The following is a 15,228-nucleotide window of genomic DNA, read 5'->3' on the forward strand; positions in this document are numbered from 1 at the left end:
GCGATGTCTACGGCACGCCCGCCTGCCAGGCCGCAAGCGCCAGCATCCGCGGCCTCGGCCATCGCTTCGTCCGGCTTCCGCTACGGCTGCCCGGCTCCCAAAAAGTGCCAGCGAATCTGAAAATTGTGTAGGGACAGCTTCGCGCCCAGGACCTATCTTTCTGCCAGCGAATCCGATGTCCAGCGGTTTACGGGTGGCTGTGACGCTGATAAAAAATGGAGACTAGTACTGTGCGTTCTTCGCTTCAGATGAAAAATGAAATCCTGACGTGCCTCGCCCTTGCCGCCGCTGCGGCGCTCGTTCCGGGCGCGGACGCCGCGACGGCCACCAAGGGCGACTTGCTGATTTACCGCATCGGCCCGAGCACCTCGGAGCTCTACGTCGCCAATGCCGACGGCAGCGACGAACACCGTCTGATCCAGTCCGACGGGTTCGATTATCACGGCTCCTTTTCGCCGGACGGCAAATGGATCGTGTTCAGCTCGGAGCGCGACGGTCTCGGCCATGCCAGCCTCTATCGCGTGCGCGTGGACGGCACGGGCCTGCAGCGCCTGACCGACTGGATCGGGGTGAGCGACGCGGCGGTCTACAACCCGGCCGATCCGGATCTGATCGCGTTCGTGTCGTCGCGTCGCGGCAAGGACAGCTGGGGCACGACGAACATCTGGACGCTCAACCTCAAGACGGGTGCGTTGCATAACGTGACCGGCGATATCAAGTTCGACCCGGACAAGCCGCACAGCTTCTTCCGGCCTTCGTGGTCGCCGGACGGCAAGTGGATCGCGCTGTCGTCGGATATCGGCAGCGACTGGCGCGGCCACAACCTGCCGGTCGGCTGGGAGCGTACCCAGGAAAGCAGCATCTACGAGATCCATCCGGACGGCACGGGCTTCAGGCAGATCACCTCCCGCGCTGGCTTCGCCGAAGGCTCGCCGTCGTGGTCGGCGGACGGCAAGCACGTGGTGTTCTATGAGACGCCGGTCGAATCGACCTGGGGCGCGCACCGTCCCGAGGCCATCGGCAAGGTCGACACGCAGATCGTTCAGGTCGACGTGGCGACGGGCGAGCGCAAGGAACTGACGAACACGCCGGGATTCAAGGTGTTCCCGCAATACGTGGGTGCAACCGACGTCGCGTATCACATCAAGAATGGCGCTCAGGAAGGGCTCTATACGACGGGCGGCCAATCGCGCGCGACGGCGGGAAGTGGCATCCGCTCGCCGCATTATTCGGCTGACGGCAAGCAGGTCGTCTACGAGAAGGTGGTGTACAACAAGCCGTTCCATCCAAACGGCACGCCGCTCTACAGCTTCGATCCCGCATGGAACTACCGTTTCGTCGATGTGTTCCCGCAACTCTCGCGCGACGGCAAATCGCTCGTGTACACGGAGAAGGCGGTCGGCTCGTCGATCGTCGTTGCGAATGCCGACTTCACCGACGCCCGCCATATCTACGATCCCGCGACCAGCGGCCTCGATCCGAAGATGATCAAGATGGGGCTGGCGGGCGCGTTCGAGCCGACCTGGTCGCCGGACAAGCAGTGGGTGGCCTTCGGCGTGGGCGGCTGGTTCTTCACGCGCGCTCACATGCCGGGCCGCATCATGCGCATCAAGGCCGATGGCAGCATGAACGGCAAGCCGGAGGTGCTGACCGACGGGAAAGAGAACGCAGGCTTCCCGAGCTATTCGCCGGACGGCACCCGGGTCGTCTACCGCGTGTGGAGCGACACGGACAAGGGCCTGCGCGTCCTCGACCTGGAGACGCACAAGACCACCGTGCTGACCACCGAGCCGGACAACCTGCCAGGCTGGTCGCCGGACGGCAAGCGCATCGTGTTCACGCGCAAGGAGGTCAACCCGACTGACCCCAACAAGTTCCACTATGACGTGTACACGATCCACCCGGACGGCACGGATGTGCAGCGCGTCACGCCGCCGGGTTCGAATCAGGCCCACGCAACCTGGACATGGGACGGCCGCATTGCGTACAGCTCAGGCGAGTACGGCTTCCGCGACGAGCTATCGCTTTACGACGACACGTTCCAGCCCGACGGCCAGAACTGGGTGATGAATGCGGACGGCAGCGACCGGCGTGCGATTACCGACACGCTTTGGGAAGATTCGATGCCGCTTTATATTCCCAAACAGTAAGCCCCTCCGCAGGTTTAATCGACAAAGGCACCGCGCTCAGGCGCGGTGCCTTTTTTTATTGCGGCTGCTCGCAACCAGGATTCGCATGGCAGTACTGATCAATGAAATCGCGCGATTCAATGTCCGGTACTTTCGAGTCCCGCGCGAGTCGAGATTTACCCGGATATTCACCCGCTCTCAGTAAAAAGTGCCAGCGAAAATCACTTTTGTGTAAAGGCATACACGCGGGTATCGCATACATTCCACTCCACCGCAGCAGGCTTTGCCACGTTGACCAACGCAAGGCTTTGCCGACGGTGCGAAAAATCGAGAGTCGCCAATCGACCGCATCTTGCATATCGACAAAATATGGAAGGAGACATGAAAAAAACGATCGCTATCCGCACGCCGCTGTTAAGTGTTGCCGTCCTCAGCTGCTTCGCCGGTGCGGCACACGCAGCGGATCCCTCACAGACTGCAGAGGGCGGGGCTCAGCCGGCACAGGTTGCCCAGACGGACAGCAAGGCATCCAGCACCACGCCGGTTTCGGCCGCCGCGCCGCTGACGCTGTCGCAGGCCAGCACCGTGACTGCGCCGCTCTCGCCGCCGCCCGGACTGTACACGCCGCCGACCTCGTGGAACGACACGTATATCGGCTATCGCGTCGGCACCAATTTCTACTACCCCGGTGTGCGAACCGAGGCCGGCGCACCCGCCAAAATCACGCAGAACATCGGCTATCTGACGACCACGGGCGGCTTCAGGTTCGGCAGCTACGCGTTCAACGTCGATTACCTCGTATCGAGCATGGCGAACCCCGAAGCGGGTCCGACCAATCAATACGGTTATCCCACGCCGGGGCCGGGCGGCGCGCAGGAGCTCTACAGTGTCGGCCGTGTCTCCTTCAGCGCCGGCAAGATTTTCGGCCGATCGTTTTCCTATGGCTTCATGCGGGACTTCGGCCTGACGGTCGGCTATGAATTCGGCACCAAGAACGATGCCTTTGGCCAACGGGCCCGCATGCTGGTTGTCGGGCCCACCATCGACCTTGCCATACCGAACGGGTTCTGGAACATCACGCTCGGCGTTCGCACCGAGAGCAATCACGACGGCATCACGAACGTGGATGTGCATTTCAACCCCGCCGTGCACCTCGAGAGTTCCTGGCTCTATAACTTCCGTATCGGTCCTGTGCCTCTGGTCTTCAAGGGCTTCGCAAGCGTCACCGGGCCGAAAGGGAAGGATGGCGCCGGAGTCGATACCACGACGGAGTTCCTGACCCGCGCGTATCTGCTGGCGGACGTCGGATCGTTCGCCGGCCATCCGCGCACGGCGTACATGGGTCTTGGCTACGAATACTGGCACAACATGTACGGCACGCCGGCTTCCGAACAGCCGGGCACGACGCAGACATCCGTGCCGATGTTCGTGGCCGAAATCCACTTCTAAAGCAGGGGTGACGGTCATCGGCAACCGCAGTGCGGGTTGCCGATGACCGCGGATAACGAATCCGTGCTGCCTGACGGCTAGCCGCCGAGCGCAATGATCGCCATCGTCAGCACGATCCCAAGCAGCGTCATCGCGAAGCCCGCTTTCATCGCGCCCGCGCCGGTGTAGCGTCCGAGCGCGAAACCGGCAGTGAACAGCATCGCGAGCGTGAGTACGCGGGAGACGACGAGCGCCACTGTGTGATCCCTCACGAGGATAAACGGCAGCGCAACGGGGAACGTCGATATGACGACGAGCAGAAAAACGCCCAGTGCCCCAAGAAAGTCGTCGCGCCTGAAATGCGCGCGAGGCGGCAGCGTAGGCTCTGCAGCGAGGCGCGCACGAATCAGCTCGAGTTCATCGTCGTCGACGAGCGGCTCCAGCGCCCTCGGCAACGCGGCGCGCAACGCCCGCACGGCTGCGGCGCGGTCCGATTCGCGCTTCACGGTCAGGGCGAGCGTCAGGCGCTGTCCGCGATCCGCGAGCGTGCGGACCAGATACATCACGGCGTCGGCGAGGCCCCAGGCGAGATTGCAGCCGAGGGCGGCGAAGAACAGTTTGCTGCCGGCGTCCTCGCCCGCCGTGACCGCCTTGACCGCGCCGACGAACGTCAACGCCATGAACAGGCCAAAGCACAGTTCGGTCACGCGCTCGACCGTATTGAGTATGGGCTCGCGCTTTTCAGACGTGGTCTGCTGTGTCGGGGTAGCGGTATTCATATGGCCTCGTACAGGAGGAGATGAGCGGTCATGGCGTTCTCTGTTCGGGATGGCGACTGGCAGACGATATGCCATCGCGCGAAATGGCATGCTGCGCTTCCCACCACGCGGCTAGCGCCTGTTCGAGATTGAGGAACATGCGCTCGTGTCCAAGCACGCTGCCGAGCGGCGCCTTCTCGACCACGGCGAAGACTTCGGGATTGAGGCCCACCACCCAGACTTCGATCCCGCTCTCGCGACATTGCTTCTCGGCCTCGGTCAGCATCTTCAATGCTGTGTACTCCACATCGAAAACGGCCCGCATATCGAGCGCCATGACCCTGGGGCGCGTCTGGGCGAGCAGCGGCATGATCTTGTGCACGATGTTGGCGGCGTTGAGAAAGAAAATGCGTCCCTCGGGACGCAGGAGCAGCAGTCCGGGAAAGTCCTCGTCGTCTGGATGCTCGTCCGATACCGGGCGGAATACGTTCGTGCCGGGCTTGCGCCGCAGCACGTACACAGGGGGATCGGAGACCTGATGGGCGAGTGCGACGAGTGAGACGACGATGGCGATCAGAATGCCTTGCAGCGTGCCGAGCAGCACGACGCCCACCAGCGCCACGACCGCCCAGACGAACTCGGTCCGCCGGATGGCGAGGATCGCGCGGAAGTCCGCCGGATTGAGCAGGCCGATCGAATAGACGATCACCACGGCAGCGAGCGTGGCGTGCGGCATGAGGCCGATGACGGGCGCGAGCAGCACCATGGTGCCGAGCGTCACGGCCGCGGTGGCGAGTTCGGCCAGTTGCGAATGCGCACCGGCCAGCCGGTTGACGGCCGTCTGGGTCGTCCCGCCGCCCGCGGGCATCGAGCCGAACAGCGCGCCCAGCGCATTGCCCAGGCCCGTCGCCAGCAGTTCGCGGTTCGGCAGCGGAACGGGTTCCCCGCTGAGCGCGAATGCGCGCCCTGAAGCAATCGTTTCGGTAAAACTCATCAAGGCAATGCCCACCGCCGCCGGCCAGAGCGCGCCGATCAGCGAAAGATCCGGCATCACGAACGACGGCAGTCCGGTCGGGATCTCGCCGACGACCTCCACGCCGTACCGCTGCACGCCGGCAAAAGCGACGCACGCAATCCCGAGCGCCACCGCAATGAGCGGGGCCGGGGACTTCGGATACCAGTGTTCGAGCGCGACCAGCACGACGATCGTCAGCGCGCCCATGGCAACCGTCGCCATCGACGCATGGGGAAGCCCTGCAGCGAGCGCATACACGTTATGAAAGAACGATCCTTTCACGACGTGAATGCCAATCAGTTTCGGCAGTTGATCGAGCACGATGACGATGGCGATGCCGGCCTTGAAGCCCGTCAGCACCGGCTCGGAAATGAAGTTCGCGACAAACCCCAGCCTGAGCAAGGCAGCGAGCGCGAGGAAGAGGCCGACGAGCAGCGTGAGCGTGGCGGTCGCGACGACCAGTTGGGCGGTGTTGCCATCGGGCGCAACCTGACCGAGCGCGGCCGCGCTCAGGATGGCCAGCGTCGCGCTGGTGCTGACGCTCAGTGGCCTTGACGTACCGAAGAGCGCGTAGATCACCATCGGCACGAACGCCGTGTAGAGCCCGGTCTCGACCGGCAGTCCGGCAACGGTCGCGTAAGCCATCGCTTTCGGCAACACGACAGCCGCCGCCGTGACGCCCGCGACGATGTCGGGTTTGATCCACGCTGTCCGGTAGTCGCGTACCCATTCGAGCACGGGAAGACGAAAGCTGGATTTGCGGTGCGACGCGGACTGATCGCGCATGATGCTGTGGCCTCCAGGAACAGAAACACTACCGACGCACATCGACGTCGAATGTCTCACCGCTGCCTTCCCGTGGGCTACTGCATTCAACGTGCCGAAGCGGAAATTTGACGAATCCCATGTTGTGGATCAAGCGTCAATCGGACTTTGGTCCTACTGCGGCCGGGGGCAATCGTAACGGCAGGGTATGGGCCGATGGTCCTATAGAGAAAGCTCGCGAGCGGTTGCACGATTCAGTTCGTGCAGGCGACATCGTCGCCGGCCCGGCGCGGCCCGTAACGAACCTGTCACGTGCGTCTGCCAGTGTCTACAGAGACAGCAGCCATGTCCGCCTTCGGGGCTACGCGCGTGACTGCCCGGCATATTCGTAAGCATTCCTTTCATTCAATCGAGGCGGCGGACGTCGCGTTAGCCACCCGCTCGCGGACCAGAAGGTGATGCCATGACCGACCTAGCCAATCAATATGCGCGTTGCCAGGAAACAGGCGGCAAAGTTGCCCGGGTCCTCGCAAAGCGATCGCAAGTCGCGCAAACCCAATTCAGTCAGCGTTTAGCGGATGCGGCTGAGCGCCTGGGCGAGAGCGAGCAACCCGCTTCGGCGAGCCCCGCATGGGCAACTGCGCTGGACCCCTGGGCCGGTTACCGCTACGCGGTGGACGTCGCCGAGCGTTCCGTGCTGTTCTGGGACACCTTGCGTCAGCGCGGCAATGGTTTCGTCGAGCAGGCGCGCAACGGTCTGCAACCCGTCCTCCATTTCGGCCACGAACTCGTGATCGACGGCCGCAAGTTGGCGCGGCCGGTCAACTACGCGCTCGTGCGCCTGCTGCCGCCCGACGGTGTGGTCATCGACGTTAGCAAGCGTCCTTACGTGATCATCGACCCGCGTGCGGGCCACGGTCCCGGCATCGGCGGGTTCAAGGACGATTCGCAGGCCGGCGTTGCGCTCAAGGCCGGCCACTCCGTGTATTTCGTGATCTTCTTTCGCGATCCGGAGCCCGGCCAGACCCTGCTCGATGTCTGTGCGGCGGAAGCGCAGTTCGTCAAGAAGGTGTGCGAACTGCACCCGGACAGCCCGAAACCGGCGATCGTCGGCAACTGTCAGGGCGGCTGGGCCGCCATGATGCTCGCGAGTTCCGATCCGGACCATACGGGGCCGCTCGTCATCAACGGCGCGCCGATGTCGTACTGGAGCGGCGCGTGGAGCGAAGGCGAGGGCGACAATCCCATGCGCTACTCGGGCGGCATGCTGGGCGGCACCTGGCTCGCGTCGCTGACGGCCGATCTCGGCAACGGCAAGTTCGACGGCGCCCATCTCGTGCAGAACTTCGAGAACCTCAATCCCGCCAACAGCCTGTGGGACAAGTACTACCACCTGTTCGACAACGCCGACACCGAGCCGCCGCGCTTCCTCGACTTCGAGCGCTGGTGGGGCGGCTACTACCTGATGAACCGCGAGGAGATCGAGTGGATCACGCGCAATCTGTTCGTCGGCAACACACTCTGGTCGGGCGAGGTTCGGGGTCTCGACGGGACGGCGTTCGATCTGCGGGAAATCAAGTCGCCGATCATCCTGTTCGCGTCACTGGGCGACAACATCACGCCGCCGCAGCAGGCATTCAACTGGGTCGCCGATATTTACGGCAGCACGGAGGAAATCAAGGCGCGCGGTCAGGTGATCGTGGGGCTCGTGCACCAGAGCATCGGCCATCTCGGCATCTTCGTTTCGGGCAAGGTGGCGAAGAAGGAGCATCAGCAGATCGCCTCCGTGCTCGAAGCGATCGAAGCCTTCCCGCCCGGTCTCTACGGCATGGAGATCGCCGAGCGCCGGGGCGAAGACGGTAAGACGGAATACGACGTGTCGTTCCGCGAGTACCGGCTCGAAGATATCGCCGTGCGCCTGAACCGGTTCGAGCGTAGCGATGAGCAACCGTTCGAGGCCGTCAAGCGCGTATCGGAGTTGAACCAGCGCGCGTACGAGCTATTCCTGCAGCCGTGGGTACGGGCGTGGTCGAACGAAACGACGGCGAACCTGCAGCGGCAGTTTCATCCGCTTCGCGCGCAACGCTGGGCGCTTTCGGACCTGAATCCGTGGCTCGCATGGCTTGGGCCGGCTGCCGAGGCAGTCCGGGCAAAGCGGCATGCCGAAGCCCGTGAGGACACCCGGTTGCGGGAATTCGAACACTATGGCTCGGAGATGATCAGTGCGTCGCTCGACTTCTATCGCGCGATGCGCGACGCCATGACGGAGAGCGCGTTCTTTTCCTTCTACGGCAACATGTACGCCGTCGAACACGGCGAAGAGGCGCGAGCCCGACCCGCTGCGGCGGCCGGAGACCACCGCGATCTGCCCTACGTGAGGGACGCGTTGGCGTCGATGACCGAAGGCGGCTACACGGAGGCGCTGGCTCGCGCCGCTTGCCTGCTCGCGCGCCGGGGCGAGCCGCTCCCGCTCGCGCGGCTTGCGCTGCGCAGCGAACTCGCGAAGGACTATGCCGCGTATTTGCCCCAGCTTCCGGGCGACCAGTGGAGGCGCGTGCGCGGCGAGCAGGAAATCATCGTGCGTTACGAGCCGGAACAGGCGCTCGCCACGCTGCCGCATCTGCTGGAAGACCCGAAGGACCGGGAGAAACTGCTCGGACTGGCCGAAAAGCTGCTGGCGGACCGGCGCGTTCAGGACGCCGGGCCGACCGCCACGCAGCTCAGCATGCTCGACAAGATCCGTTCGTCCCTGCCGCTGGAACGTGCGCCGGCAGTCCGGTCCGCGGCAACGATGCATCAAGTCCCCGAGGCCCCGACCACCCGCGTGGCACCCGATCTCAAGGAGGCGTCGTGAAGCGCGAACACGAAAAGTTTGAGCGGCTTGCCAGCGGTCCGTCGTTGCTCGCCGGCGCGCGAGCGGCAGGGTAGCACCATGGCCGACGTCATCCTCGTTCTCAATGCCGGTTCGTCGAGCATCAAGTTCAGCGCGTTCAATGCGCAGCCGGACGATCTGCCGCTTATCATGCACGGCCAGATCGAAGGGCTGCTGTCGGCGCCGCGTTTCGTCGCGTTCGATGGCAAAGGCGTGCTGACCGGGAGTCAGGATTGGGGCACTCAACCCCTTGGGCATGATGAGGCCGTTGCTCACATCGCCCTGTTCCTGCGCAGTCATCGCGACGGCAACCGCCTGGTCGCCGTCGGGCATCGCGTGGTGCATGGCGGCCAGGGATTCTCGAAGCCCGTGGCCGTTACGCGCGCTGTGCTGGACGACCTCGACAAGCTCACGCCGCTCGCGCCGCTCCATCAGCCTCACAACCTGAAGCCGATTCGCGTCATCGCCGAGCGCAACCCGGAGTTGCCGCAAGTCGCGTGTTTCGACACGGCGTTTCATGCGACGCAGCCTGCGCTTGCCTCGACGTTCGCGCTGCCGGCAGCGTTGACGGAGCGAGGCGTGCGGCGCTACGGCTTCCACGGCCTGTCTTATGAGTACATCGCCAGCACGCTGCCCGATGTGGCTCCCGACGCCGCGAAAGGCCGCACCGTCGTCGCGCATCTCGGCAATGGCGCGAGCATGTGTGCGATGGACGCGGGCAGGAGTGTGGCGAGCACGATGGGCTTCACCGCGCTCGACGGGCTGCCGATGGGCACGCGCAGCGGCAATCTCGATCCGGGCGCGATTCTTTATCTGCTCGACGAACTGAAGATGGATACGCGCGGCGTCGAAGACCTGCTGTACCGCCGCTCGGGGCTGCTGGGGGTCTCGGGTATTTCGGGCGACATGCGTACGCTGCTGGCGAGCCACGACGCGCGCGCGGCCTTCGCGGTCGAGCTGTACGCGTATCGCATCGGACGCGAACTGGGATCGCTCGCCGCCGCGCTGCAGGGGCTCGACGCGCTGGTTTTCACGGCGGGCATCGGCGAGCACTCGCCGGAGATCCGGCGGCGGGCCTGCGCACAGGCTCGCTGGTGCGGGGTGGAAATCGACGGCAGGGCGAACGAAGCGGGCGGTCTCTGCATCAGCACGGCGTCGAGCAAGGTCTCGGTCTGGGTGATACCGACCAACGAAGAACTCATGATCGCCCGCCACACGCGTGACGTGACGGGCATTGCGTGAATCTGCGCGCTTGCCTTGGAGAGTCTGATGAGCCAGAGCGTTCAACACCCGGTGCTGACCGGAAAAAAGGCGTTGGTGACGGGTATCGCCAACGAGCATTCGATCGCCTACGGCTGCGCGAAGGCGTTCCATGAAGTGGGCGCCGATCTCGCGATCACCTATGCCGACGAGAATGCCAGGCCATACGTGGAGCCGCTGGCAAAAGACCTCGGAGCGCCAATATTCATGCCGTTCAACGTCTCGAAGCAGGAGGAGCTGGAGGCGCTATTCGAGCGGATCGCGAGCGAATGGGGCGAACTCGACATCCTCGTGCATTCCGTCGCATGGGCGCCGAAGAACGATTTGCAGGGCGGGCTGCTCAACTGCTCCGCCGAGGGCTTTGCGGCGGCCATGGACATTTCATGCCATTCGTTCGTGCGCATGGCCCGGCTCGCCGCGCCACTGATGAAGCAGGGCGGCACCATGTTCGCGATGAGCTATTACGGCGCGAACAAGGTGGTCCCCAACTACAACGTCATGGGTCCGGTCAAGGCGGCGCTGGAAGCGTGCGCACGCTATCTGGCGTATGAACTGGGTCCGCAGCAGATCCGCGTGCACGCCGTATCGCCCGGGCCGCTGAAAACACGCGCGGCATCGGGCCTGAAGGACTTCGACGTGCTGCTCACCCAGGCGGCCGAGCGGGCGCCGCTCGGCGAACTGGTCGACATCATGGACGTCGGCTTCACCTGCGCGTACCTCGCGACGCCCTACGCGCGGCGCCTGTCTGGCGAAACGCTTTATGTGGACGGCGGCGTTCACATCATGGCGTAGGCGCGCGAACGCCGCTTCCAGTCGCGCATTCAGCCGGGTCCGCCGTCGCGCCTCACAGCTGAAATGCGCGCACCGCCGAGCGCAACGTTTCTGCCTGTGCCCGCAGTGCGCCGGCTGCTTGAACGCCGTCCTGCACGAAGGCGGCGTTTTGCTGGGTGACACGATCCATCACCGTGACGGCCGCGTTCACCTGCTCGATGCCGGTGCTTTGTTCTTCTGACGCATCGGCGATCGAATCGACCAGCTGGGCGACTCCTCGCACCGCGCCAAGCAGATCGACGATGGTGGCGGCGGCGGCTTCGACGGCGTGATTGCTCTGATCCACCTCCGCCGTCATTTCCTTGATGAGCGTGTCGATTTCCTTGGCCGCGCCCGAGCTGCGTTCCGCAAGCGCGCGCACTTCCTGCGCGACGACCGCGAAGCCTCGTCCCTGGCTTCCGGCGCGCGCCGCTTCCACGGCGGCGTTCAGCGCCAGCAGATTCGTCTGGAACGAGATGCCGTCGATCACCGAGGTAATTTCCTGAATGCGCGCCGAGCGCTGCGCGAGCGCCCGCATGCGCTCACCCGCGTCGCGCGCGGCACGGTCGCCGTCGCCGGCTTTGGTCGACGCGATGCCGGCGAGCGTGCGGGCCTGCGTCGCATGACCCGCGTTCGAGCGCACCATGGTGGAGAGTTGCGCCATGCTCGACGAGGTCTGCTGAATGCTGGCCGCGTGTTCTTCGGTGCGCTGGGCCAGCGTGCCGTTGCCCGACGCGAGTTGCGCGGTCGCCTCCGCGATGGTTTCAGCCGAATCGCGGATGCCGCCGATAATCGCGGCGAGCCGCTGCTGCATGGCCTTCATGGCGTAGAGCACGCTGCGCGTGTCGCCCGGTTTGACCACGACCTCGACCGAGAGGTCGCCCGCCGCGACGCGATTGGCGAGCTGCGCGGCCACGAACGGCTCCGAGCCGAGGTCGCGAAACAGGCTGCGCGCCATCGAGGCGCACAGGGCGGCGACCCCGGCGAGCCCGACGACGATGAGCCCGACCACGAGCCATTCGACCACTTGCCCCGTCTTGCGCGCGCGTTCGTATTCCGAGTGCGCATCGGCGAGTTCGAGCGCGCGCAGCTGCGCGCCCTGTGTTTTCACGGTCTTCGAGAGCGGATCGATGGTCTGCGTCTGCACCCACTGCGCTTCAGAGAGATTGTTCGCCCCGAGCAGTTGCACGGCGGGGCGCAGCCCCTTGTCGCGCAGCGTGCTCCAGTTCGCGGAAAACGCCTCGGCGCGGCGGCGGCCGTCGCCTGAATCCGTGTGCGACAACCAGGCTTGCATGAGCGCGTCGATGCGCGCAATGCGGCTCGTCGTGCCTTCGACCACGAGCTGGGTTTTTTGCGCGGAGGGATCGAGGATGGCGTCGCTCACCGAAAAGCTCGCTTCGGTGACCAGTTCGTCGATTGTCGAGATCGCCTGGAGCGCCTGCACGCGGCCCTCGAACATGTTCTGGAGCGTGCCGATCGACGTCGACACGCCGAACAGACCCACTGCGCCGATACACAGCGAAACCAGAACGACCGCCGTGCTCAAGAGAATGAGCCGGGCTTTGATAGTGAGCTTGCGCATGAAAAACTCGCGAGGGCGCGCCCAGTGAAGTGAGCGGGCAACAATCGGAAATGAACGGGCAGCCGCGAGGGCGGCGCGTCTTTTTACGGCGGATCGACTGAAACGTTGAGTGAATTTTTTGTGACGCGGCTAATCGTCGCGCCGCGCGAGCGCGCCGTAGCACGGTTCACGCGGGCAGCGGCGCCGGACGTGCCGCCGCATTCGCCGCGATGTCGGCAATTGCATCGGCGCTCACGGCGTGGCTGTACAGGAATCCCTGGGCATGCGTGCAGCCGTTTTGCAGCAGGAAATCGCGGTGTCCGCTGGTTTCGACGCCTTCCGCGATCAGTTCGAAATGGAGTGCCTTCGCCACGGCGATGACGGCGAGCGTGATCGCTTCCGTTTCCGTGTCCTGGCCGATCTCGCGCACGAATTCGCGGTCGATCTTGAGGCGATCGACGCGAAAGCGCTTGAGATACCCGAGGCTCGAATAACCCGTGCCGAAATCGTCGATGGCGACGCGCACGCCCATCTCCCGCAGACCGGCCAGCGTGCGCGCGGCGAGATCGGGCGTGCGCATGAGCGCGCCCTCGGTCACCTCGAGTTCGAGCAGCGCCGGCGGCAGACCCGAATCGCGCAGTGCCTCCCGCACCTGCCCCATCAGGTCGCCATGCTCGAACTGCAACGGCGAGACGTTGACGGAGACGCGGATCGGCCGCGCCGGGTCCAGATTCCAGCGTGCCGCTTCCCGGCATGCTTCGCGCAGCACCCATTCGCCGATGCCGCGAATCAGGCCGGTTTCCTCGGCGACCGGGATGAACACGGCCGGCGACACGCTGCCGAGTTCCGCGTCGGTCCAGCGCAGCAGCGCCTCGGCGCCGATCATCGTGCCTGTCGCCATATCGATTTGCGGCTGATACAGCACGGTCAACGCGCCGTTGCGGAACGCCTGGCGCAGGCGCGTCGAAATGCGCAAGCGCGAGGTCGCGGCCTCGCTCAGTTCCGGGCGATAGAACTGGTACTGGTTGCGGCCGTTCTGCTTGGCCAGATACATCGCGGCGTCGGCGTTGCGCACCAGGGCGTCGGCGTCGTCGCCGTCTGCGGGGTAGAGGCTGATGCCGATGCTGGCCTCGATGAAGAGTTCGTGGCCCGCCACCCGGATCGGTTCCGTCATCGCGGCGAGCAGCGCGTCGAGCAGCGGTTCGAGCAACGGGGCGGCGCCGTCGGCGATGACCATGAACTCGTCGCCGCCATAGCGCGCCACCGTCCCGCGTTCGCCGACGACGCGCTCGATGCGCCGCGCGATCTGGGCCAGCAGCGCGTCGCCGATGCGGTGGCCGAGCGAGTCGTTGACCTCCTTGAAATTGTCGAGATCGAGGAAGATCATCGCCAGCGTCTTGCCCGTCCGGCTCGCCAGTTGCAGCTCGCGGGTCGCGCGCTCGTCGAAATACTTGCGGTTCGTGAGGCCGGTGAGCGCGTCGTATTCGGCCCGGTGCCTGAGTTCGGCCTGGGCGGCGAGTTGCGTCGTGACGTCCTCCATCACGCAAAGGGTCGCGCTGCGGCCGTCGAAATCCGTTTGCAGCTGGAACACGTTCATCGAGCGCAGCTCGCCGCTTTTCGTCCGATGTTCCCAGATGGCCGTGCCGTCGTCCTGGGCGCGCGCGTGCGCGAACGAGGCCCCGTGCAGCGCGGTCTTGTTCATGCGCAGATCGGCAAGCGTCAGCGAGAGCATCTCGCTCGCGCGATAGCCCAGGGCTTTTGCCGCCATGTCGTTGACGGCGACGAGCCGCATGGACGCGTCGTCGACGATCCAGATCGGCAGCGGGTTGAGCTGAAAGAGGCGCTGGTACTTCTTGCGGTTCACGTCCGCCGTCTGGAGCGCTTTGCGCAACGATTTCGTGATGCGCGCGTTGCGGCGCAGAAAGGCCAGGAGCAGGAAAGCCGCCGCCAGTCCCGAGCCGAGCAGGAGCGCCGAGGCCATTTGCGAATCACGCGACGCCCTGGTGACCGACCGGTCGAGATGCGCGTCTTCGTCCATGCGGATCTCGCCGATCTTCTGCATCGTCTGGAAAAAGCGCGCGTCGAGTTCGCCCAGCGACGGCGTAGCCACCGTCACGCTGCCCGGCTTGAGCATGGACAGCATCGCGAGCCGGTTGCTCAGGGCGCCCAGATGGCGAATCATGTCCTTCAACTCGTCGAGCAGGGCGATGCAGCGCTCGCGGCCTTCGCAGGTCCGCTGCGCCGCGTTGGCGTTGTCGATCAGCGCCGGAAGCGGATAAATGTAGGCGGCGCGCCGGTAGAACGGCCGCGTGCCGATGACCGTGTAGAGCTGCTCATGCTCATCGAGAAGCGCGTTCTGCAGTTCGTCGAGATCGCGCTTGGCCGATTCCACGGCACGCTGCTGCGCGAGCGCATAGCGCTGCTCATGAGATTGCCGCAGGGCGATGACGGTATTCAGGGCGATGGCCGACAGGATTGCAACGAGCGCCAGCGGCGCAACCAGGCGTGTTTTATGTGCGCGCCATACGTGCAGCACGCGCCATAGCCCGCTGAGCGCCGGCCGCGCGGCCGGATTTCGTGCGCTATCCGCCATCTTGCTGTCCTCACGCTGCATACTCGTCACCCTGCGC

The 15,228-nt window shown here is 64.8% G+C and carries 9 protein-coding genes; 5 read left to right on the forward strand and 4 right to left on the reverse strand.

Annotated features, from left to right (window positions below; translation table 11 throughout):
• Nucleotides 1-230 precede the first annotated feature (230 nt).
• On the forward strand, nt 231-2,150 hold the full coding sequence (locus AB4Y42_RS23700) for a hypothetical protein (RefSeq protein ID WP_368695516.1): 1,920 nt from the start codon (nt 231-233) through the stop codon (nt 2,148-2,150).
• A 360-nt stretch (nt 2,151-2,510) separates the two neighbouring features.
• Nucleotides 2,511-3,578 (forward strand): hypothetical protein, encoded by a 1,068-nt coding sequence (locus tag AB4Y42_RS23705; RefSeq protein WP_368695517.1) that lies wholly within the window; start codon nt 2,511-2,513, stop codon nt 3,576-3,578.
• Nucleotides 3,579-3,655: 77 nt separating this feature from the next.
• Here the strand turns inward: AB4Y42_RS23705 and AB4Y42_RS23710 are convergent, their stop codons facing one another.
• Both AB4Y42_RS23710 and AB4Y42_RS23715 read right to left on the reverse strand, forming a co-directional pair.
• Entirely contained in the window at nt 3,656-4,336 is a 681-nt protein-coding gene (locus AB4Y42_RS23710; RefSeq protein ID WP_368690612.1) for a VIT1/CCC1 transporter family protein, read from the reverse strand.
• A 28-nt stretch (nt 4,337-4,364) separates the two neighbouring features.
• Nucleotides 4,365-6,116 (reverse strand): SulP family inorganic anion transporter, encoded by a 1,752-nt coding sequence (locus AB4Y42_RS23715; protein ID WP_368690613.1) that lies wholly within the window; start codon nt 6,114-6,116, stop codon nt 4,365-4,367.
• Between the two features lie 442 nt (nt 6,117-6,558).
• On the opposite strand from AB4Y42_RS23715, the gene AB4Y42_RS23720 reads away from it, so the two are divergent.
• The 3 genes from AB4Y42_RS23720 (at nt 6,559) to fabI (ending at nt 11,019) form a co-directional block, all read left to right on the forward strand.
• Nucleotides 6,559-8,949, forward strand: coding sequence for a DUF3141 domain-containing protein (locus AB4Y42_RS23720; RefSeq protein ID WP_368695518.1), 2,391 nt, complete (start codon nt 6,559-6,561; stop codon nt 8,947-8,949).
• A gap of 78 nt (nt 8,950-9,027) precedes the next feature.
• On the forward strand, nt 9,028-10,209 hold the full coding sequence (locus AB4Y42_RS23725; RefSeq protein ID WP_368695519.1) for an acetate/propionate family kinase: 1,182 nt from the start codon (nt 9,028-9,030) through the stop codon (nt 10,207-10,209).
• A 27-nt stretch (nt 10,210-10,236) separates the two neighbouring features.
• Complete coding sequence (gene fabI / locus AB4Y42_RS23730; protein ID WP_368695520.1) at nt 10,237-11,019, forward strand: enoyl-ACP reductase FabI; 783 nt, start codon at nt 10,237-10,239, stop codon at nt 11,017-11,019.
• 52 nt (nt 11,020-11,071) lie between these two features.
• Here fabI and AB4Y42_RS23735 read toward each other — a convergent pair whose 3' ends face one another.
• Entirely contained in the window at nt 11,072-12,619 is a 1,548-nt protein-coding gene (locus AB4Y42_RS23735) for a methyl-accepting chemotaxis protein (RefSeq protein ID WP_368695521.1), read from the reverse strand.
• 166 nt (nt 12,620-12,785) lie between these two features.
• A complete protein-coding gene (locus AB4Y42_RS23740) occupies nt 12,786-15,191 on the reverse strand; it encodes a putative bifunctional diguanylate cyclase/phosphodiesterase (RefSeq protein ID WP_368695522.1) in 2,406 nt (801 codons plus the stop codon).
• Nucleotides 15,192-15,228: the final 37 nt, after the last annotated feature.

Source organism: Paraburkholderia sp. EG286B, from assembly GCF_040965655.1.
Taxonomy (GTDB): Bacteria; Pseudomonadota; Gammaproteobacteria; order Burkholderiales; family Burkholderiaceae; genus Paraburkholderia.

Excerpts from the sequence above, each read along its gene's own strand:
- AB4Y42_RS23705 (WP_368695517.1), top strand. The coding sequence starts at position 2,511 with ATGAAAAAAACGATCGCTATCCGCACGCCGCTGTTAAGTGTTGCCGTC.
- AB4Y42_RS23710 (WP_368690612.1), bottom strand. The coding sequence starts at position 4,336 with ATGAATACCGCTACCCCGACACAGCAGACCACGTCTGAAAAGCGCGAG.
- AB4Y42_RS23715 (WP_368690613.1), bottom strand. The coding sequence starts at position 6,116 with ATGCGCGATCAGTCCGCGTCGCACCGCAAATCCAGCTTTCGTCTTCCC.
- AB4Y42_RS23720 (WP_368695518.1), top strand. The coding sequence starts at position 6,559 with ATGACCGACCTAGCCAATCAATATGCGCGTTGCCAGGAAACAGGCGGC.
- AB4Y42_RS23725 (WP_368695519.1), top strand. The coding sequence starts at position 9,028 with ATGGCCGACGTCATCCTCGTTCTCAATGCCGGTTCGTCGAGCATCAAG.
- fabI (WP_368695520.1), top strand. The coding sequence starts at position 10,237 with ATGAGCCAGAGCGTTCAACACCCGGTGCTGACCGGAAAAAAGGCGTTG.
- AB4Y42_RS23735 (WP_368695521.1), bottom strand. The coding sequence starts at position 12,619 with ATGCGCAAGCTCACTATCAAAGCCCGGCTCATTCTCTTGAGCACGGCG.
- AB4Y42_RS23740 (WP_368695522.1), bottom strand. The coding sequence starts at position 15,191 with ATGGCGGATAGCGCACGAAATCCGGCCGCGCGGCCGGCGCTCAGCGGG.